Origin of the sequence: Chondromyces crocatus, assembly GCF_001189295.1 — a bacterium.
GTDB classification, from domain to species: Bacteria; Myxococcota_A; Polyangia; order Polyangiales; family Polyangiaceae; genus Chondromyces; species Chondromyces crocatus.
In genome coordinates this window covers 3,376,653-3,397,363 of record NZ_CP012159.1, presented here as the reverse complement: position 1 = coordinate 3,397,363, position 20,711 = coordinate 3,376,653, and the positions used below count along the sequence as shown (strand labels likewise).

The following is a 20,711-nucleotide window of genomic DNA, read 5'->3' as shown; positions in this document are numbered from 1 at the left end:
ACGGCGTCAGGCTGCGCCCGGGAGAGCGCGTCGATGACGTGGCGCTCATCCTGGCGCGCAGCGCTCCTTGACCCGCTCGGTCACGCGACACCAGCGGGACGCCCCTTCACAGGGACCCTGCCAGACTACAGCGCCACGATCGGCAGACCATCCCCCATGGTCTCCGGCGTCATCCCCCGGTCTGCGATGTCGCCGAGCCCCAGCCGCCCATCGTTGTACCCCCAGCACTTGATGTGACCCCCGCTCAGTCGCACGCACGTGTGATGGCTCCCTGCGCGCACGAGCACAGCGGCCTCACCCGTGCCCAGGTTCACCCCGGGCAGCGCGTCACCCATCTCGCCAGGCTCGTCACCGCGGGCTTCCCTGTCACCGAGTCCGAGCTGACCCCAATAGCTATCACCCCAGCACTTGAGCGAACCGTCGTCCAACAACGCACAGGTGTGCAGATCACCTGCCGTGATCGCGACCGCTCGCTTCCCCGACCCCAGATCCACCCTTGGCAGCGCGTCGCCCATCTCGCCCGGCGCGTCACCGCGGAGCTCCGTGTCCCCGAGCCCGAGCTGCCCGCGCTCGTTGTCGCCCCAGCACTTCACGGAGCCATCCTTCAGCAAGGCGCAGCTGTGCATGCGCCCAAGGGCCAGCGCCGCGACCAGGTTGCCCGCGCCCAGGTCCACGTCGGGCAGCGCGTCGCCCATCTCGCCAGGAGCGTCGCCGCGATGGTCGGCGTCCCCGAGCCCGAGCTGACCGTGACCGTTGGCGCCCCAGCATTTCACGGCTCCCCTCGTCAGCAGCGCGCAAACATGCGCGGCCCCCATGAAGACCGCCGTCCCTGCGCCGTCGACCCCGAGATCCACAGCGGGCAAGTCGTCCCCCATCGTCCCCGGCAGGTTCCCACGGGGCGTCACGTCGCCAAGCCCGAGCTGACCGTAACCGTTGTCGCCCCAGCACTTGAGGGTCCGATCGGGCAGCAGCGCGCAGTTCGTCTCTCCTCCCGCGACGAGGGCCACTGCCGTGACGCCCGTGCCCAGATCGACCGTCGGCAGGTTCTCCCCCATCGACCCGACATCAAGCCCTCGGCCCTCCCCATCGCCCAGGCCGAGTGAACCCGACGCATTGCCCCCCCAGCATTTGACACGGCCGCCTCTCAGCAACGCACAGTGATGGAAGGACCCCGCAGCGAGCGCCTCCACCGTCTCGCCCGTCCCCAGGCTCACCGCGGGCAGGTCGTCGCCCATCTCGCCAGGATCGTCACCGCGAGGGACAGCGTCCCCGAGCCCGAGCTGACCTGCACTCCCTTCGCCCCAGCACTTGACCGCCCCATCGACGAGCAACGCACAGGTGTGCGCATACCCGGGAGTCACATCGAGCGCGCGCGCGGCTTCCGGCACCTCGCAGCCCTCGTCCCGCGTGGAGCCCTCACCGCACCCATCTGACGGGGCCTCGTCCTCGGGGCCGAGATCCCGGATCACGATCGCGCCACAGCCAGCCAGGAAGACGGCGAGCCCCGCGAACCCCACGACCCTCGCCACGCGCCCAGCCCCCTGACCCTTCTGACGCCTCATGCCTCATCCTCCAGCAGCCTTCCCGCGGCCGGAGAGGCCCGCCGCGGTGCTGTCGATGGGTGGGGGCACGCGCACCGCGCCATCACGCCGAATGGCGGAGCGCGTCGAATTCCAGAGCCCTCACACACCCATCACAGCTTCACGGCCGGCAGGGCGTCGCCCATGTCCTCCGCGGTGACGCCCCGCGGCACCGTGTCCCCCAGCCCCAGCTGCCCGCTCATGTTCTCCCCCCAGCACTTGAGCCTCCCCTCACCGAGCAAAGCGCAGGTGTGAGAGCTACCGGCGCGGACGAGTACGGGGACCTCCCCCGCTCCCACGTTCACGAAGGGCAAGCTGTCGCTCATCCCCCACCGCGCCTCGCCGTGGTCCACCTCGTCTCCGATCCCGAGCTGGCCGCTCCCGTTGTGACCCCAGCACTTGATCCCGCCTTCCTTCATCAGCACGCACGAGTGAGCCCACCCCACGGACAGTCCCATGGACTTCTTGCTCCCCCCCATGTCCACCCGGGGCAGCTCATCGCCCATCTGTTCCGGCTCGACCCCCCGGTCGTCCTTGCCTGTCCCGAGACGGCCGTAGCGGCTGTACCCCCAGCATTTCACGGACTGGTCGCCCAGCAACGCGCACGTATGGGCCTCGCCCGCCGCGATGGCCACCGCCGCTTGCCCTGCCCCCAGATCCACCGCAGGCAAACTGTCTCCCATCTCTCCCGCGTCGTCGCCCCGCGCCTCGACATCGCCGAGCCCGAGCCGACCGCTCCTGTTGTCACCCCAGCACTTCACGCCTCCGTCACCCAGCAGCGCGCACGTATGGGCCTCGCCCGCCGCGATGGCCACCGCCGCTTGCCCTGCCCCCAGATCCACCGCAGGCAAGCCGTCCCCCATCTCTCCCGCGTCGTCGCCTCGCGCCTCGACATCGCCGAGCCCGAGCTGACCGCTCTGGTTGTCCCCCCAGCATTTCACGCCCCCGTCGTGAAGCAGCGCGCACGAATGCCACGCCCCTGCGACGATCGCGGTGGCCGTCTTGCCTGCGCCCAGATCCACGGCGGGCAGCGCATCCCCCATCTCACCGGGGTCGTTCCCTCGGTTCCGGTAATCGCCGACCCCGAGCTGGCCGTATTCATTGAAGCCCCAGCACTTCACACTCCCACCGTGGAGCAATGCGCACGAGTGCCAGGCCCCGGCAGCCACGGCCACCGCCGCGCTCCCCGTCCCCAGCTCCGCGGCTGGCAGCCGCGTGCCCATCTGCCCCGGCCCCTCACCACGGGTCCGCGTGTCACCGATCCCGAGCTGGCCCACCCAGTTGTCCCCCCAGCACTTCACCCGGCCATCGTCCAGCACCGCGCAGGTGTGGCTCCACCCGGCCGCTACGTCGACCGCCTTGGCACACGCCGGAGAGCACTCGTCCACCTCTTGGGTCTCGCCGCCCTCCTCCTCGGCAGCACCGCATCCCACCGCGAGCAGCCCCGCGACGCCCACGAACCCCACGAAGAACAGCCGCGTCCAGCAACGCATCGAGCCCTCCTCACCGTCACGCCCAGCCGTCTGCACCCCATCACGCAACCCCCCTGCATTCGCGGAATACATCTCCCCTGCAGCCAGAACACCTGGCGCTCACGGCGAGACCCCTTCCGCAGGGAGGCTGCTACCAGCGCTCCGAGTAGAGCTTCACCGCGGGAAGATCGTCGCCCATGTCGCTCCGGTAGACCCCGCGAGGGCGCGTGTCGCCGAGGCCGAGTTCACCCGAGTAGTTGCCCCCCCAGCACTTGATGTTGCCTCTGCCGAGACGAGCGCAGGTGTGCTCCCAGCCCGTCCGGAGCAGCGTGACCTCCTCCCCCGCGCCCAGCTCCACCCGCCGCAACCCCTCGCCCATCTCGCCGGGAGCCGCTCCGTAGGACACGCTGTAGTCCCTCCCCCGCCCGAGCACCCCCGACTCGTTGTAACCCCAGCAGGTCACGGCGCCGTCGCTCAGCAGCGCGCAGGTGTGACGTTCACCTGCGACGATGGCCACCGCCGTCTTTCCCGGTCCCAGATCCACCTCGGGCAGGTCATCGCCCATCTCGCCGGCTTCATCCCCGCGTGACGCTTCGTCAACCAGCCCGAGCTGGCCGCTCCAGTTGTTGCCCCAGCATTTCACGGCGCCATCGTTCAGCACGGCGCACGTATGCGCCCCTCCTGCAGCAATCGACATCGCCGTCTTCCCCGTGCCGAGACGCACCGGCAGCAACCACGAACCCATCTCACGCTCGCCGGCGCCCCGTGATGCCGTGTCGCCTTGCCCGAGCTGGCCGTGGTCATTGTAACCCCAGCACTTCACCGTGCTGTTGCTCAGCAGCGCGCAGTAATGGCCGTAGCCAGCGACGAGGGAGACCACCGCCCTGCCCTCGCCCAGATCCACCGTCGGCAAGTGATCGCCCATCTCGCCCGGCTCGTCCCCGCGGTGCCAGTTGTCGTCCAGCAAGGGGATGCCCAGGGGACCTGCCCCCCAGCATTTGACGGTCCCGTCGGACAGCACCGCGCACGTGGAGAACGCCGCGGCGGCGAGGGCGACCGCCACCTTGCCTCGGCCGAGATCCACGGGCGGCAAGGCGTCTCCCATCTGCCCTGGAAGCTCACCTCGGTTCCTCTCGTCGCCCAGCCCGAGCGTCCCGGCGTGGTTCTGCCCCCAGCATTTGACGGCGCCACTGTCGAGCAGCGCGCAGACGTGCAGGTAGCCCGCGGCGATCGCCGTCGCCGAGTTCCCCATCCCCAGATCGACCGCAGCCAGCCCGCCGCCCATCTCGCCCGGCTCGTCCCCCACGACCGCGCGAGAGCCGAGCCCGAGCGTCCCCACGTCGTTGTACCCCCAGCATTTCACCCGCCCATCGTGCAGGACGGCGCAGGAGTACCCTGTCCCGACCCCGACATCGCGCACCCCGCACACCGGCACGCAGGTCCCCGCGAGGGCATCGGCCGGCGCGCAGGTCTCGCCGCCCTCATCGACGGCAGAAGGGCCATCGGCGCACAGGGCATCCGGCGACGCTTGGCTGCGCTCGTTGACCTGACCACAGCCTGCCGCGGTCGCTCCGAGCAAGGCCACCAGGACGAATGACACACGCATTCGACAGCGCATCGATCCCTCCATCCACCATGCAAAAGCCCCACCCCACTCTCGCTCACCAGAGCACCGCCGTTCCCGAGGTCGACCCGCGCTCACCGGCCTGCAGGGCGCTCGCTACCTGCCCTCGGACACCACCTTCACGGCTGGGAGCCCCTCGCCCATGTCCTCCGGGAGGTGGCCGCGATCCCGCTCATCACCCATTCCGAGCTGACCACCGGCATTGGCTCCCCAGCATTTGAAGGTCCCGTCCTGGAGACCCGCGCAGGTGTGGGTGGTACCCACGCGAACCCACACCCCCTGCGCATTCTCACCCAGATTCACCGCGGGCAAGCGATCCCCCTCGGCGCCCGTGAAGTGCAGACGCTCGTCTTCCCTGCCGACGCCGACCTGACCGTAGAAGTTCGCTCCCCAGCACTGGACGACGCCGGAGGTCAGCAGCGCGCACGTGTGATACGCCCCCGCGACGACGCTGACGATCGCCTCTCCAGGTCTGACCTCCACCAGGGGCAGGATGTCGCCCATGGTCTCCTCCCTGCTGCCGATACCCGAGTAGCCTCCGAACCCGAGCTGGCCACTGGAGTTGGTTCCCCAGCACTTGAGCGTTCCTTCGCGCAGCTGCGCGCAGGTGTGGTCGTTCCCGGCCGCGAGGGCGACCGCCACCTGACCCGTCCCCAGGTTCACCCGGGGCAGGTAGCCGCCCATCTCTGCCACCTGGTCCCCGCGGTTGTAGAAGGTATCGAATCCGAGCTGGTTGTAGTCATTTTTGCCCCAGCATTTGACCGCTCCCCCCTGCAGCAGGGCGCACGTGTGCTCGCCACCCGTGACCACGGAGAGCACCGTCGCCCCCGCTCCCAGAGACACCTCGGGCAGCTCGTCGCCCATCTCGCCCGCCTCGTCGCCGCGCTCCTCGACGTCGCCGAGCCCGAGCTGACCGTGCCGGTTGTCGCCCCAGCATTTGACGGTCCCCTCGCTCAGCAGCGCGCACGTGTGCGCTATCCCCGCAGCGATGGCGATCGCCTTCTTTCCGCGACCCAGATCCACCACAGGCAGGCGGTCGCCCATCTCTCCTGGCTCGTCCCCTCGAGACGCCGTGTCGCCGAGTCCGAGCTGACCGTGCCGATTGCTGCCCCAGCACTTGACGGTCCCCTCGCGCAGCAACGCGCACGTGTGAGCCGCCCCCGCCGCGACGGCGACGACCTCCCCCGTGATGCCGAGATCCACCAGGGGCAAGCGGCCGCCCATCTCTCCTGGCTCGTCCCCACGGAACTCTCTGTCCCCGAGCCCGAGCTGGCCCACGAAGTTGTCACCCCAGCATTTCAGCCTGCCCCCGTTCAGGATGGCGCAGGAATGAAACCCTCCCAGGGAGACGTCGACCACGTCGACCACAGCGTCGCACGACCCATCGCAGACGTCGCGGCTCTCGCCGCACCCTGCTCCGAGCACCGCCATCCCTCCGAGCACCACGATGAGAACATCGTTCATCCGACGCATCGTTCCCCTCCTGCGGACGCCACCGACCATCGCGGTCATGGCCCACCTCGGCGAGACACCTCGGCAAGTTGCATGCCGCTGCGAAGGCACGCGCGCACAGCCCCGACGGCAGGTTTTGATGGGTGCTCTCAACGCCCGACCGCAGCGCCCGGAGCCTGCGCGCCTCATTCACCCGCCTCGACCTCGGCCAACCACGTTGCCAATCTCGCCCGCCATGGCCGCTCACCCTGGCACAGCGGGAAGCCCAGCTCCGAGGCCGGCCCCCACTCGCCAGCCAGCAGCGCGCTCGCTACTTCCGCCCGGCGCCCACCTGCACGGTCGGGAGCCTGTCTCCCATGTCTTCCGGGAGCAGGCCGCGCGAATTCATGTCACCGAGCCCGAGCTGACCCGAGCCATTGTTTCCCCAGCACTTGAAAGACCCGTCGTGCAGACCGGCGCAGACATGGTCACTGCCCGAACGGATCCACACGGCTCGCGCTCCCTCGCCCAGATTCACTGGCGGCAAGCGCGCCCCCTCCTCGTCCATGAATGCCAGTTGATGGTCCTCTCGGCCGAGCCCGAGCTGACCGGCACCGTTGCTCCCCCAGCACCGGACGACGCCGCTCACCATCTGCGCGCACGTGTGGTACGACCCCGCGACGACACGGGCGATCACCTCCCCAGCGCCGACTTCCACCACGGGCAGGTTGTCGCCCATGGTCTTTGCCGATCCGCCCGCATACATAGAGTCTTCGAACCCTAGCTGGCGAGCATCGTTGGTCCCCCAGCATTTGAGCTTCCCTTCGCGCAGCAGCGCGCACGTATGGTCTTGCCCGGCCGCGAGAGCGACCGCCACCTGACCCGTTCCCAGGTCCACCCTCGGCAGGCGATTGCCCATCTCTCCTTCAGCGCCCCCGCGGTCGCCGTAGTCACCAATTCCGAGCTGGTAGTAGCCATTGTAGCCCCAGCACTTGACCTCCCCTCCGCGCAGCAATGCGCACGTATGCGCGCTTCCTGCTGCCAGAGAGACCACCTCCGCGCCCGCTCCCAGATCCACCTCGGGCAGGGCGTCTCCCATATCGTCCGCGTCGTCGCCGCGATGCTCGACATCACCGAGCCCGAGCTGACCGAACCGATTCTCGCCCCAGCACTTGACCGTCCCCTCGCTGAGCAGCGCGCACGTGTGAGCCCACCCCGCCACGAGAGCCACCGCCGTCTTCCCGCGGCCCAGATCCACCACGGGGAGCCGGTTGCCCATCTCTCCGGGCCCGTCTCCGCGGCTCCGCGAGTCCCCGAGCCCGAGCTGACCGAATCGGTTGTCACCCCAGCATTTGACGTCCCCACCCCGCAGCAACGCGCACGTGTGCCCCCCCCCGGCAGCGACGGCGACCACCTCCCGGTCCCGGCCGAGATCCACCACGGGCAAGCTGTCTCCCATCTCTCCGGGCTCGTCGCCGAGGAGGTCCGTGTCTGTGAACCCTTCCTGGCCATCCTGGACGGCCCCCCAGCACTTCAACCTGCCTCCTTCCAGGATGGCGCAGGAGTGCGATCCCCCCAGGGAGACGTCGATCACGGCGTCACACGACGAATCACAGACGTCGCGGTCTTCTCCGCAGCCTGCCGCAACCGTCACCACCCCTGCGAGCACCACGACGAGCACACCGTTCAGTAGACGCATCGCTGTCCTCCCGCGAGCACCACCATCCACCACAGCCATCACCGACCTCTGCGAGGGCGCCGTCACCCCCGCCGGGCAGGGCCCGCTCACAGCTCCACGGCGGGGAGCGCATCCCCCATGCGCCTCTTGGCTGTGCCGCGAGGCGCGGCGTGGCCGAGCCCGAGCTGTCCGCGGGTGTTGACACCCCAGCATTTCAGGTCCCCCCCGCGAAGCCACACGCAGGTGTGCTTCCCGCGCATCCTGATCCCCGTGGCCACCGCGCCGGTCCCGAGGTCCACGGCGGGCAAGCCATCGCCCATGTCTTCGGGCTCGTAGCCTCGATCCTTCCGGTCTCCGAGCCCGAGCTCCCCGTCGTAGTTGGCGCCCCAGCACTTCACCGATCCATCGTCCAGCAGCGCACAGGTGCGGTGATCGCCAGCAGCGATGGAGACCGCCTTTTTCCCGGCCCCCAGGTTCACCACCGGCAGGTTGTCGCCCATGCTCTCGGGTCTGTCCCCGTGGGTCCCCGAGACCCCGAGGGCGCCCGCGTGGTCCCCACCCCAGCACTTCACCGAGCCGCCTTCGAACAGCGCGCAGGTGTGGTACAGGCCCGTCGCCACGAGGGTGATCCTCTCGTCCGTCCCCAGGTTCACCGCGGGCAAGGAATCGCCCATCTGCCAGCCCTTCTCCCCGCGGTTCGTGTCATCGCCGAGCCCGAGCTGACCCGCGCCGTTTGCGCCCCAGCACTTGAGCCGGCCGCTCACCATCCACACGCAGGTGTGGTCCCCGCCCACCGCCAGCCCGACGAGTCGCTCGCCTTGCCCCAGGTCCACCGTGGGCAGGTTGTCTCCCATGTCGCCCGGCTCGCCTCCGCGGTCCCTCCGGTCGCCGAGCCCGAGCTGACCCTGGCCATTCTCGCCCCAGCATTTGAGCAAGGAATCACGCAGCACGGCGCAGGTATGCGCACGCCCCGCCCTCACCCCAAGGACCACGGCATCCGTCCCCAGATCCACAGCGCGCAGGTTCTTTCCCATCTCGAGCGGAGCGCGCCCGCGGCTCGCGCGGTCCCCGAGCCCGAGCTCACCGCGCTCGTTGTTGCCCCAGCACCGCACCGTGCCGTCTTCGAGCAGCGCGCAGGAGTGCTTCGCTCCCGCCGTGAGACGGGTGACGGGCAGATCACTGCCCAGATCCACCGTCGGGAGACAGCCGCCCATCTCTCCTGGCTCATCGCCCCGGTCCTCGACGTCACCGAGCCCGAGCGCCTCACCCGCGCCCCAGCATTTCACCCGCCCTCCCGACACCATCGCGCAGGTGTGCTCATCGCCGAGCCCCAGCGAATAGATCGTCCTGACGCACGTGGAGCCATCCTCCTCCGGAAGGGGTTCCTCTGCGCATCCCTCCTCGATCACCGGCGCAGCGGGGCGGCCATCACGGCACATCCCGGGTGGAAGCGGCGGAGGCTCTTCCTCCTCCTCGACGACCGGCGGCTTCGGCTCGGTGCTCACCGTCGAACCGCACGCTGCCGCTGCCCACGCGATCGCTGCGAGCCCTGTGAAGCGCATCCATCCTCGACCCCGCATCGATCGCTCCTTCCTTCACGCAGTTTCCCGGCGACCACGCAGCGCAGCTTCCCGGCGACCACGCAGCTCTCCCGTCGTCTCCAGCCCGTCCCACACGACCTCAGCGCGACCCAGAACGAGCGGCACGCGCAAGCTCGAACCTCCCCCTTCAGCAATCCGCGTGCCTCGCCCCGCAGACGCCCTTTCGCGCCTCTACGGCGCCCGGATCCCGCTCTTTGCTGCCCCAGGCATCAGACCCACGCACACCGTCGCTGGAAGAGGGGTCAACGGAGTTGGCGCCACCTCCGCTGCAGTTGTCTAGGTTGATGCCCCAACGACCCGATCGTGGCCGCTCATGAAGTCCAGCGAGGCATCGCGACCGATCACCGAACCATCGCGACCGCTCACCAAGGCATCCCGACCGGCTCACCGAGACTCGCAGCCCCCCCGGGCGGTGCCTCAGTCCTTCAGCCGCTCCAGCAGCGACTCACCATGCCCCTCGAAGTTCGGGCACTGCGACAGCTTGAACGTCTTCCGCGTCTGCTTGAAGTGCGTCCGCCGGTCTGCGTACGACTTCGTGTGGAAGTTGACCACGGCCGTGATGCGGTTCACGTCCTCGTCGCGCGCGCCCATGTCCGCCTTGATGTTCAGGTTGTTCATCGTCCAGTAGGCCATCGCCGAGATCATCCCGCCGCGCACCGTCAGGATGTCGCCCTCGTTCTGCATGATGTCGATGCCCGAGCCGGGGTACTTGCTGTCGATCTCGGTCTGCACGTTCTGGTAGTTGCTGCGCCCGGTGAGCTGGATGTAGCCCTTGCCGCGGAACTGCCAGCCGTCGCCGCTGGCGATGTTGCCGTTGCCGATCCGGTTCGCGTAGGCGCGGTTCGCGATGGCCTGCTGGTCGGCGGGCTTGCCGGGCGACCGCCCGTAGAGCGCGGCCTCGTTCGGGTTGTCGCGGAAGTACTTGAACGTGCTCTTCAGCCCCTCGACGGAGTAGTTCATGTTCTCCGCGAGCGTCGTGATCGAGGGCCCCACCTCCTCGCGGATCTGCGCGAAGAAGTGCGACTTGCGCAGGCAGGTGTTGATCTCGAACTTCTCGAAGGCCTCGTTGAAGGCGTCGGTGATGCCCTGCAGCTTGTCGTCCGCGGCGCTGGTGAAGATCTCCTTCATCTGCTCCTTGGTGATCTTCGCCTTGCAGCGCGGGCACCCGAGGGGGCACGAGTTCACCGGCGAGTCGGCCGGCGCCTCTGCATCCGCGCCCGCGGCCGGGCTGGTGGGCGCTTGCGCGCCAGCGCCATCTCCCGTCGCCGCCGCCGCGCCATCGCCTGCGCCAGCCGCCCCTGCCCCGGGCGCGCTGGCCACGGGATCGCCGGCGCCAGCGCCGGGCGCTGCGGCAGAAGGCAGGTCCGGGCGAGGCCTGGGGAGCGGGACGCTGTCCGGGAGCTGAGGCACGGCCAGGTCGGGCCTGGGCGTCGGGAGCGGCACCTGCGCGGGCGTGCTGATCGGCGTGGAGGCGCCCACGCCAGCGGAAGGAGAGGTCGGAGTTCGGCTGCCACTCATACGTTGATTCCCTCGGTTCGCTACGTGCAGCCCCCCGTGTCCCGTCCCCCCCTTCTCTCGCGTCGCTTCCTCTCGCGCTCTACCGCCTCACGTCGCGCCACGAAGCGGCGCTACGTGGCGCATCTCGACGCCTCGCGCTCCGGTCTCGCGCGCTTCGACGTCATGGCTCGACGTGCCCTCACACCGCGCGCTCGCCCTCACGGATGGTTCGGGCACTCGGCCACCTTGAAGACCACCTTCGTGGTGTCCTCGAAGTTCTTGCGCCGGTCGGCGTACGTCTTCGTGTGCTTGTTGACGATCTCCGTCACCCGGTCGACGTCGTCGCCGGTCGAGCCCATGTCGGCCTTCAGGTTGATCTTCTTGGCCTTCCAGTAGGCCATGGAGGCGATCATCCCGGTGCGGTACTCGCCCAGCGTCTCCGGGTTGGTCACGATGTCGACGCCCGATCCAGGGTACTCGCTGTCGATGTGCTTCTGCGCCTGCTCGTAGTTGTACTTCCCCGTCACCTGGATGTAGCCACGCCCGCGGTACTTGTAGCCGTTGCCCGACTCGATGCTGTCGTTGCCGAGCTGGCTGTTGCTCCCGTAGGCGTGGTTGCCGATGGCTTCCTGGTCCGCGGCCTGATCGGGTGGCACCCGGCCGTGCAGGTCGGCCATGTCGGGGTTGTTGCGGTAGTAGCTGAAGGTCGACTTCAGGGCGGCCGGTGTGTAATCGAGGCTCTCGACCAGCCGGATTTTCGGGCCGACCTCCTTCATCACCTGGGCGAAGAAGTGCGCCTTGCGCAGGCAGGTGTTGATCTCGAACTTCTCGAAGAACTCGTTGAAGGCGTCCTTCGTCCCCTCGATGCGCTCCGACGCCGCCGAGGGCCACATGTCCTTCACCTGCTGGGTGGTGATCTTCGCGCAGCAGCGCGGGCATCCGTTCGGGCACGCGGCGACCGTGGAGTCGACCTCGGAGGTCGCCTCGTCGCCCGCGTTCGGGCTGGTCGGCGTCTGCTCGCCCTCGCGGACGGGCCGCGGCACCGGCAGGGGAACCTGATCGGGCAAAACGATCGGGGAGCCGCCGCTGGCCACGCCCGGGTTGGTCGGTGTGTTGCTGCCGCTCATGATGCCCTCCGCTTGTTCTCCAGCACTGCGCGCACCCAGGTCAGCGCCTTGCGGTGAAGCTGCCGCACACGACGCGCAGGATCCGGGATGCGCTCGTTGCTCAGCGTGCGCGAGATCCAGGGGTAGAGTGGATCGTCGGTGCACCCTCGCCCGAAGGCGAACATCAGCGTGAGCAGCAACACGATGTCCCGGCCCTCGTAGATGCCGCGCTCCTTCGCCTCGACCTCGCCGGCCTCGATCAGCGCGCGCAGCGCCGGCTCGCCCACGAACGCGGCCTTCTCCGGGTGGACCTCGCACATCGCCGAGAGCGCGACGGTGGGAACCTCCACCGGCCGGACCATGGGAATGTCCTCTCCGAACGCGCGGATCCGCTCGAAGGCTGCGTCGAGGTAGAGATCCCCGGGCCCGTTGATGCGGTCCATCGCCTCGACCGAGCGCGCGTGCAGCTCCTGAGCGCGCGGCATCTGGGTCTGCGGATCGGGATCGGCGAGGAACTCGTGCGCCCACGGGTACTGCGGGTCGGCGTGGAAGCCGCTGCCGAACAGGAAGCCCAGCTCGATGAACAACCGCACCGGCCCGGTGAAGGTGAAGCCGTAACGCGACGCCACCTCGACCGCCGAGCGCACCACGACGCGGAGCTGGTCCTTTCCGAGCACCGACGAGAGCGTCGGCGAGAAGCGCTCGGAGTGCGCCACCATCTGGGTCTCGAAGTCCGCGAGCGCGATGGGCTTGAAGGCCTCGACTTGTGCCTTGGAGATCCTGAGCATCGAACCCTTTCCAGCACGCCGAGCCACTCACCGAGCCAGCCGTGAGCACGACCGTCCCGAGCCGCGGGCGCGCGTCCGTACAGGGACGGACATCGGCGGAAGGATAAGGAATTTCAGGGAGGGAGGTCGAGACGTTCTTGTGGACCCGTTGTGGGGCAGACCGCTCTCGTCGCGCATTCGAGGGGCGCTTCGACGCGAGACTTCGACGCTGCGCGAGGATTCACACCACGCTGCATGACGCGCACGTCACGCGACGCGCTGGGTCAGAGCTCGAGCGCGGTGACGAGCGCCATGCGACGCGCCTCATGAAGCGGCCGAGGCCCAGCCTGAACTGTCCTCCTCATCCGCCGACGCTGGCAGTTTCGCCACGGAACCGACCCTGCCCACGGGATGCGACCGGCAGCGTCACCGCGATACCGCGGTGGTCAGCGGCCGACGGTGGCAGTTTCGCAGCGCCATCGCCTTCGTCGGGCCGACGGGGGCAGTTTCGGGTGGTGAACTGCCACGTCATCCATTGCGACTGGAATCTCGTCGCGAAACTGGGTGCGTCGGCGGCCGACGTTCGCGGTGCTGGCGCGAAACTGCCCCCGTCGGCGACCCCTCACGGGGACGGTTTCGGCGCGAAACTGGGTGCGTCGGCGGCCGACGTCCTCGGTTTCCAGCGAAACTGGGTACGTCGGCGTGAGCCCCGGGGTCGCGCGGCGAAACTGGGTGCGTCGGCGGCTGACGGGTGGGCTCTCGGCGCGAAACTGGGTGCGTCGGCGGCGCGCGGGTCTCGATGCCGGGGAGGGCGTGGCTCCTGCGTCCCTCGGCCACGCTCGGGCGTCCCGCGCCTCTGGAGGCGGGACATGGCCCGAGGTCCTGGCCGGCGGCCTTCCCTGGCGTCAACGGTCGATCGTCGCCATCAGCTTCTCGTTGTAGCGGGGCCCGGCGATGGCCTCGGGGCGCAGCGCTTCGTCGAGCTTCTGCATCTCCTCGGCCGACAGGCGCAGCCTGGCCGCACCGACGTTCTCTTCCAGGTAGCTGCGTCGCTTGGTGCCCGGGATGGGCACGACGTCGTCCCCCTTGTGGAGCAGCCACGCGAGCGCGATCTGCCCCGGCGTGCCGCCCTTTTGCGCCGCGAGATCCCGCACGACCTGCGCGGCCCGGACGTTGGCGTCGTAGTTCGCACCCTGGAACCTGGGGTCACCGCGCCGGAAGTCGCCCTCGGGGTACTCCTCGGCGCGCTTCACGTGGCCCGTCAGGAAGCCACGCCCGAGGGGGCTGAAGGGCACGAGGCCGATGCCCAGCGCCCGGAGCGCCGGGAGGATCGCGGACTCCAGGTTGCGCTCCCAGAGGGAGTACTCGCTCTGGAGCGCCGAGACGGGGAACGCGGCGTGCGCGCGGCGGAGGTTGCGCTCCCCCGCCTCCGAGAGGCCGAAGAAGCGCACCTTGCCCTCGCGCACCAGCTCACCGACCGCGCCAGCGACGTCCTCCATGGCGACGTTCGGGTCGACGCGGTGCTGGTAGAAGAGGTCGATGTGATCGGTGTTCAAGCGGCGCAGCGAGGCCTCGGCGACCTCGCGGATGTGCGCGGGTCGGCTGTCGAGCCCCGCCATCTTGCCGCCCTCGATGCGAAAGCCGAACTTGGTCGCGAGCACGACCTGGTCGCGCTTGCCCACGAGCGCGCGGCCGAGCAGCTCTTCGTTGACGAAGGGTCCGTAGACCTCGGCCGTGTCCAGGAAGGTGACGCCCAGCTCGAGGGCGCGGTGGAGGGTGGCGATCGACTCCTGCTCGTCGGCCGCACCGTACGACTGGCTCATCCCCATGCAGCCGAGGCCGATGGCAGAGACTTCGAGGCCCTGGGTTCCGAGCTTCCTCTTGGTCAGCATGGATCCCTTCTTCCCACCGATGGCGGAGGGATGCACGCATGACCCTCAGACAGCGCCGAGAGGTCCAGCAGCGATCAGACGTCCGATCTCATTGGTCCATGCCGTCATGCTGGCTGGACCCGTCGAAGGCAGTGCGCTTCGCTGCAAGGTGAAAGCGAATGCAGCGCGTCGGCAGAACGCTCGTGGGAAGCGCTGCGGGAGAGAACATGGCGCTGCCCACGGGAGTTTCATCTCTCGGGCCACAACGTGATGATTCCATCCGGTCCTTCGTCCGCCGGGTAGGCCTCGGCGCTCTCCACATCGTAATGCTTCGACTCCTCATGGACAGACCACTCCCGCAGTACTCGATACCTGCCAGGAGGCACCGTCAGGACGTGCCTGTTCAATGTCGGCTCATCCGTCGTGCAAGCCACCAACCGTCCGCTCGGAAGAACGATGCTGACCAGTTCGCTGACATCCGCATTCACCATCTCGAACGCAGGCGCGGAACTCCGCAGGATGCACCGAACCTTGAAGTACCCCTCGAGAACGACCTGTAACAAGACGAGCTCGTGAGCGATTTTGAGCCGCCATATTCTGTCGACTGCATCATTCGTCGACCAGAACGCTGGGCTGTTGATTGAACAAGACGCGTCGAAGAACAGGATCCAGGTGCTCGCTGGCAGGATGATCTCGGCGACTTCCTCTGCCATGTGCCGTTGCTCTCCGCGTCGTCAATCCGGCGCGAAGGCGCCATCGCCCCGCACGATGTGCGGGAGTGCCTTCTGGGCGCTCTTCTTCAGCCAGAAGGAGCCGAGGATCAGATCGTCCATGTCGGTGCGCATGAAGCACTCGTGGGCGTGCTGAGGGCTCATGACGATCGGCTCGCCGCGGACGTTGAACGAGGTGTTGATGATGATCGGCGTCCCGGTGCGGCGGTGGAACGTCTCCACGAGGTCGTAATAGAGGGGGTTCATGGACCGCTCGATGCTCTGGACGCGCGCGGAGCCGTCGACGTGGGTGACGGCGGGGATGGTCCGGTGGGAGGGGCGGACCTGGGCGACGAGGAGCATGTAGGGGCTCTCGCAGTCGAGCTCGAACCACGCGCTGACGTGCTCGGCGAGGACGGTGGGCGCGAAGGGGCGGAAGCCCTCGCGGAACTTGATCTTGAGGTTGATGGTGTCGCGCATCGAGGCGCTGCGGGCGTCGCCCAGGATGCTGCGGGCACCGAGGGCGCGGGGGCCCCACTCCATCTTGCCCTGGAACCAGCCGATCACGTGCTGTTCCTCGATGAGCTTCGCGGTGGTTTCGAGCAGGTCTTCGCGCGAGAGCTTCTCGTAGGTCGCGCCGACGGAGCGGAGGTAGGTCTCGATCTCCTCGTCGGTGTAGGAGGGGCCCAGGAAGGGGTTGCGGAAGGTGAACGAGCGGGGTTGCCCGAGGAGGGCATGCTGCGCGTACAGCGCGGCGCCGAGGGCTCCGCCAGCGTCCGAGGCCGCGGGCTGGATGAACAGCTCCTTCATGGGGGTCTCGCGGAGGATGTGGCCATTGGCCACGCAATTGAGCGCGACGCCGCCTGCCAGGCAGAGTTTCGTCAGCCCGGTCTCGCGGTGGAGCGCGCGCGCGAGGCGCACCATGACGGTGTCGACGACCCGCTGGAGGCTCGCAGCGATGTCCTTGTGGCGCTGGGTGAGCGGCTCGTCGTCACGCCGCGGGGGGCCCCCGAAGAGGGCGTGGAGGCGCGGGTGGGTCATGTCGAGCGCGTAGTGGTATCTGAAATACTTCATGTCGAGGCGGAAGCTCCCGTCCTCGGCCACGTCGATGATCTCGCGGAACTGCGCGTCGAAGGTGGGCTCGCCATAAGGGGCCAGGCCCATGACCTTGTATTCGGCGCTGTTCACCTTGAACCCGAGGTAATGGGTGAAGGCGCTGTACAGGAGGCCAAGTGAATGCGGGAACCGGATCTCGCGCTGGATTGAAATGGACGGGCCACGGCCCACGCCCATGGTGGCCGTGGCCCATTCACCGACGCCGTCGACGGTGAGAATGGCGGCCTCCTCGAAGGGGGAGCAGAGAAAGGCGCTCGCCGCGTGCGAGGCGTGGTGCTCGACGACGTGCAGCTTGCCGTCGTACCCGAGGTCGCGGCGGATGTTCCGCTCGGTCCACAGCTTGTCACCGAGCCATTGCGGGATGGCGCGCACGAACTGCGGGAGGCTGCGGGGCGCCGTCGAGACGATCGAGGCGAGGAGGCGGTCGAATTTGAGGCGCGTGTCCTCGTAGAAGACGACGTGATCGAGGTCGCGCGCCGTGATGCCGCCCTGTTCGAGGCAGTAGGCGACGGCCCGCGCGGGGAAGCTCGCGTCGTGCTTCTTGCGGGTGAAGATCTCCTCGGTGACGGTGGTCACGAGATCTCCGTCGGAGAGCAAGGCAGCGGCAGCGTCGTGGTAGTACGCGGAGAGGCCGAGGATTCGCATCAGGACCTCCTTCTGCTCGGGAGCCAGTAAGAGCCCCCCGTCGCCTCCGGGTGGATGCGGAGCGGCGCGCGCCCCAGCACCCGGACGACGAGCGCGCAGGGGACGAGCAGGGTGAAGTAGAGGAGGGTCAGCGCGAAGCGCTGGAGGGTTCGAACCATCATCGCATCGCAGCGGCGCAAGGCCGAACGCCTCTTTCACGGCGAGAGGAATTGTTCACACATGTCGCGTGAGAACACACAGCACCGGCTCATACAATTACTTGGACAGGAATTCCAGACACAGGGTACGGTGCCGTGGTCCGAATGACGTCCGGAAATGCGGGACGCTTTCGTGTCCACGCATCAAGGGCATTCATTGGGGCGAATAACCCAAGGAGAATGACCATGAAGAAGACCATCAAGCAGATCTCGGCCGGCGACCGCAGCAAGAAGGGCAACATCTACTGGTGATGTTGTGACGAAGAGGGCGTACGCGCCGAGCTTCGGCCTGGTGCGTACTGCCCCCTTCGTTGTTTGAGCCTCTCTCTACTGGGTATCCTGTGTGAGCCACTTCGGCGCCGAGGCCAGCGTTGCGGTCACTCAGGCGTCGCGGAGAAGCCGGACGATGGACGTCTTGGAGTATTTCGAGCGACTGAAGAACCGCGAGCTCGCCTTCGTTCTCGATGATTTGCAGCTCTCGGACATGGTGACCCGGCGCGGCTTCTCGGTCATCCCGTTCGATGATTTCGATCTCGCCAGGGAAGACCATCCCCCCGCATTCGTGCTCGTCACCCGGCTCGATTATCACGGCAAGTTGATGCAGGCCTGGGAGACGGCGAAGGGGATCTCGTCGCACCTGTCGCTCGCGAAGTTCGATACCTCGCCGAAGAGCGTCGAGTATTCGCTCGATCAGCTCCTCTCCATGGACTTTGCCGAAACGCTGAAGCGCCGGGGCGACTATTACGATTCGGTCGCCTCCACGAACCGCATGGAGGTGGTGACGCCTGGAGCGGTGCTCACCTGCGATTTCGGTAACGAGATCGAGATCGCGAACAACGATGTCGAGATGCAGAAGGGCTGGCTCTACTCGGTCGCGGAGTTCTTCGAGACCTCGGTGATCAACCTCGAAGCGGATCGGTCGAGCTACACGCTGAACGGGGATCTCTGCTTCACCGGGCTCATCTACCTGTGCAACCGGCCTGATCTCAAGGAGCGCGCCAGCGCGACGATGGACGAACTGATGCGCATGTCGACCCGCGGGAGGAACGTCGTCTCGTTCGTCGACAACCAGATCGTGCGCATGGAGCTGGGTGGCGTGGACATGACCGCCACGCTCCGCGAGCTGATCGTCGGCAAGGAGCGCGAGGGCTCGTCGACGGAGTTCGCCATGGGGTGCGTGGAGTATCCGCTCGCCCAGGACTGGACGATCAACTCCGTCATGAACGAGGGATCGCACGGCATCCATGTCGGCGTGGGGATGGGGAAAGAGATCCCGCACATGGATTTCATCGCCAAGGGGGCAGAGCTCCGCATCGCGGAGTCGAGTGACGCCTGACCCGCGAGCGTGACCCCGTGCACCTCACCGCGACCGATCTACACGTCGACTTCAGCGGAGATCTGGAGGCCGCCCTCGCGAAGGCGCGGCATCTCTACGCCACGTTCGGTGGCTTCGTCGCGGCGCGCCTCTTCGATGCGGCGGATCTGACGCCGATTCACGAGGAGCTGGGTCGGCTCATCGCGCTCGCCGCGCGGGAGGTGGATGGGTTCTCGCTGCCCAGCCCACGGACGCGCTTCGACGAGGGTTTCCACGCGCTGCACGAGGAGGCGCCGGCCGCAGCGGATGCGGTCATCCAGGCGGCTCGTCGGCTGACGACGGTGCACGAGCTGTCGGTGAACCCCAGGCTGCTCTCCGTGTCGCGTCGCTTGATGGGCACGGAGCTGGTGATGTCGAACCCCTACAAGCCGATCCGCGTCGATTACGCGGAACGAGAGCATTTCCTTCTGCCGTGGCACCAGGACTACCCCTATGCGCAGGACTCGATGGACGCGGTGGTCCACTGGATCCCGCTCCAGGACGTGGACGAGCAGAATGGTTGCCTGAAGGTGGCCCCGGGGTCGCACGAGCTCGGGGTCGTGCCCGTGAAGATGATTCTGCCCCCCGAGGGGAGCACGCACGGCATCCGGGGGCTTCAGATCGCGGATCCTTCGGTCGTCGAGCGGTTCCCTCAGGTCTCGCTGCCGATGAAGTTCGGCGATGTGCTCGTCTTCAGCACGCTGCTCTTGCACCGGAGCCAGCTGAACCTCACGGGGGAGGCGCGCTGGACGGCGCAGGTGCGGCACGGCAACTTCGAGCACCCGCTGTCGGTGCAGAAGCGCTGGCCGAGAGGGCATTACGAGCGCCACTGGTTCGACGAGACGCACCCGGAGTACGTGCGGCCCGCGGGGTCGTGATAGAGACCAGGGAGGATGGCCTCGACGACGCTGGAGACGAGGGACGAGCTCACGCCTCAGATGAAGGAGTACGACCGCGCCGGCCGGGTGTGGGTCCCGTACCTCAACTATTTTCACAGGCCCAACCACCGCTCGCCCGTCGTGAACACGGACTCGCGCGGGTTTCGCTTCGTGGTGGGGAAGGATGGGCGGACGTTCTCGGAGTTCGAGCGCGAGCCCGGTGAGCGGGTGCGGGCGCTCGTGGGGGGCTCCACGGTGTTCGGGGTCGGTGCGACGGGGGATGCGGCGACGCTCCCTTCGCTGCTGAGCCAGCGGGGGCCCGCGCGCTGGTTGAACTTCGGCGGGCGGGCCTTCAGCTCGACGCAGGAGCTCATGCTCTTCCTGTTCCACGCGCGGTCGCTGGGGGCGCTCGAGAAGGTCACGCTGCTCAGCGGGGTCAACAACCTGCTCCTGTTCTACCTCTCGCGCGATTACGCGAAGGACTATGGGTCGTTCTTCTCGGCCACCGAGGTCCGTCGTGCCTTCGCAGGGGACGCGCCGTCGCCCGCGAAGAGCGGGGTCATCGGCCGGCTGAAATCGATCGCGGGGGGGCGGCGCGCCAAGGTCGAGGCGCCGGAGCCGGAGATCGTGCTCCCGATCGTGGACCACGACGCGCAGAAGACCGACCTGCTCCATGCGATCGAGCGGGATCTTTCGACCTGGAAGCTGCTGTCGGGCGCGCTCCAGTTCGAGCTTTGCTACGTGCTCCAGCCCCTCGCGGGGTGGGTGCGGAAGAAGCCCTCGCCAGAGGAGACGCGCCTGTTCGCCGATCTCGACGATCAGCAGGGCGAGGCGTGGCGGCAGATCCTCCGGGAGAAGATGGACCTCGCCCAGTATGCCTGGTTCTCGAAGAGTCTCGCGGACATCTGCCGCACCCAGGAGATACCGTTCCTCGACATGAACGCGACGCTGTCGGCGCTGGATCTCGACGGGCGCTGGATCTTCGTGGATCGAGTCCACCTGACCGACGAGGGGAACGAGGTGCTGACGCAGGCCCTCGTCGAGGGAGGTGCCACATGAGCCTCTGGTTCGGTGCCGCCGGGGTGATTGCGGTCGTGCTCGCGGCATTCATCTATCGTTCTGCGAAGGGCCGCCGTAAGGAAGATGGGCGGCCGCCGGACGATCGGTATCCGCTCTGGTGAAGG

18 protein-coding genes and 1 pseudogene are annotated in these 20,711 nt (G+C 68.0%); 5 read left to right on the top strand and 14 right to left on the bottom strand.

The window, feature by feature from the left end:
- Positions 1–125 precede the first annotated feature (125 nt).
- The 14 genes and pseudogenes from CMC5_RS12635 to CMC5_RS44390 form a co-directional block, all read right to left on the bottom strand.
- Positions 126–1,562 (bottom strand): RCC1 domain-containing protein, encoded by a 1,437-nt coding sequence (locus CMC5_RS12635; protein WP_050430647.1) that lies wholly within the window; start codon positions 1,560–1,562, stop codon positions 126–128.
- A gap of 131 nt (positions 1,563–1,693) precedes the next feature.
- The gene (locus tag CMC5_RS49355) at positions 1,694–2,038 is read right to left on the bottom strand and encodes a hypothetical protein (protein ID WP_483772907.1); all 345 of its coding nucleotides are present in this window, start codon (positions 2,036–2,038) and stop codon (positions 1,694–1,696) included.
- A gap of 72 nt (positions 2,039–2,110) precedes the next feature.
- Positions 2,111–3,073: pseudogene (locus CMC5_RS12630) on the bottom strand (RCC1 domain-containing protein); the annotation flags it as partial.
- Between the two features lie 130 nt (positions 3,074–3,203).
- On the bottom strand, positions 3,204–4,658 hold the full coding sequence (locus CMC5_RS12625) for an RCC1 domain-containing protein (protein ID WP_050430645.1): 1,455 nt from the start codon (positions 4,656–4,658) through the stop codon (positions 3,204–3,206).
- 114 nt (positions 4,659–4,772) lie between these two features.
- Positions 4,773–6,140, bottom strand: a complete 1,368-nt coding sequence (locus tag CMC5_RS12620) for an RCC1 domain-containing protein (RefSeq protein ID WP_050430644.1) — start codon at positions 6,138–6,140, stop codon at positions 4,773–4,775.
- 298 nt (positions 6,141–6,438) lie between these two features.
- Entirely contained in the window at positions 6,439–7,806 is a 1,368-nt protein-coding gene (locus tag CMC5_RS12615; protein WP_050430643.1) for an RCC1 domain-containing protein, read from the bottom strand.
- 86 nt (positions 7,807–7,892) lie between these two features.
- A complete protein-coding gene (locus tag CMC5_RS12610) occupies positions 7,893–9,365 on the bottom strand; it encodes an RCC1 domain-containing protein (protein ID WP_082362425.1) in 1,473 nt (490 codons plus the stop codon).
- A 438-nt stretch (positions 9,366–9,803) separates the two neighbouring features.
- Positions 9,804–10,904: a glycoside hydrolase family 19 protein gene (locus CMC5_RS12605; protein WP_156338523.1), complete on the bottom strand. Its 1,101-nt coding sequence runs from the start codon at positions 10,902–10,904 to the stop codon at positions 9,804–9,806.
- Positions 10,905–11,101: 197 nt separating this feature from the next.
- Positions 11,102–12,010: a glycoside hydrolase family 19 protein gene (locus tag CMC5_RS12600; protein ID WP_050430640.1), complete on the bottom strand. Its 909-nt coding sequence runs from the start codon at positions 12,008–12,010 to the stop codon at positions 11,102–11,104.
- Complete coding sequence (locus CMC5_RS12595; protein ID WP_050430639.1) at positions 12,007–12,777, bottom strand: hypothetical protein; 771 nt, start codon at positions 12,775–12,777, stop codon at positions 12,007–12,009. Before CMC5_RS12595 ends, CMC5_RS12600 begins: the two co-directional genes overlap by 4 nt.
- 884 nt (positions 12,778–13,661) lie before the next feature.
- On the bottom strand, positions 13,662–14,648 hold the full coding sequence (locus tag CMC5_RS12590) for an aldo/keto reductase (RefSeq protein WP_050435867.1): 987 nt from the start codon (positions 14,646–14,648) through the stop codon (positions 13,662–13,664).
- A 227-nt stretch (positions 14,649–14,875) separates the two neighbouring features.
- Positions 14,876–15,340 (bottom strand): hypothetical protein, encoded by a 465-nt coding sequence (locus CMC5_RS12585; protein ID WP_050430638.1) that lies wholly within the window; start codon positions 15,338–15,340, stop codon positions 14,876–14,878.
- Positions 15,341–15,361: 21 nt separating this feature from the next.
- On the bottom strand, positions 15,362–17,098 hold the full coding sequence (locus tag CMC5_RS12580; protein ID WP_050430637.1) for a carbamoyltransferase family protein: 1,737 nt from the start codon (positions 17,096–17,098) through the stop codon (positions 15,362–15,364).
- Entirely contained in the window at positions 17,098–17,259 is a 162-nt protein-coding gene (locus tag CMC5_RS44390) for a hypothetical protein (RefSeq protein ID WP_156338522.1), read from the bottom strand. The genes CMC5_RS12580 and CMC5_RS44390 overlap by 1 nt, the downstream gene beginning before the upstream one ends.
- Positions 17,260–17,400: 141 nt before the next feature.
- On the opposite strand from CMC5_RS44390, the gene CMC5_RS49130 reads away from it, so the two are divergent.
- From CMC5_RS49130 to CMC5_RS48475, 5 genes are all read left to right on the top strand, one after another.
- Entirely contained in the window at positions 17,401–17,547 is a 147-nt protein-coding gene (locus CMC5_RS49130; RefSeq protein WP_218920257.1) for a crocagin A family RiPP precursor, read from the top strand.
- Between the two features lie 154 nt (positions 17,548–17,701).
- On the top strand, positions 17,702–18,631 hold the full coding sequence (locus CMC5_RS12575; RefSeq protein WP_050430636.1) for a CgnE/CgnB domain-containing protein: 930 nt from the start codon (positions 17,702–17,704) through the stop codon (positions 18,629–18,631).
- A gap of 17 nt (positions 18,632–18,648) precedes the next feature.
- On the top strand, positions 18,649–19,527 hold the full coding sequence (locus tag CMC5_RS12570) for a phytanoyl-CoA dioxygenase family protein (protein WP_050430635.1): 879 nt from the start codon (positions 18,649–18,651) through the stop codon (positions 19,525–19,527).
- Positions 19,528–19,542: 15 nt separating this feature from the next.
- The gene (locus tag CMC5_RS12565; RefSeq protein ID WP_050430634.1) at positions 19,543–20,586 is read left to right on the top strand and encodes an SGNH/GDSL hydrolase family protein; all 1,044 of its coding nucleotides are present in this window, start codon (positions 19,543–19,545) and stop codon (positions 20,584–20,586) included.
- The gene (locus tag CMC5_RS48475; RefSeq protein WP_281180853.1) at positions 20,583–20,708 is read left to right on the top strand and encodes a hypothetical protein; all 126 of its coding nucleotides are present in this window, start codon (positions 20,583–20,585) and stop codon (positions 20,706–20,708) included. Before CMC5_RS12565 ends, CMC5_RS48475 begins: the two co-directional genes overlap by 4 nt.
- The last annotated feature ends 3 nt before the right edge of the window (positions 20,709–20,711 follow it).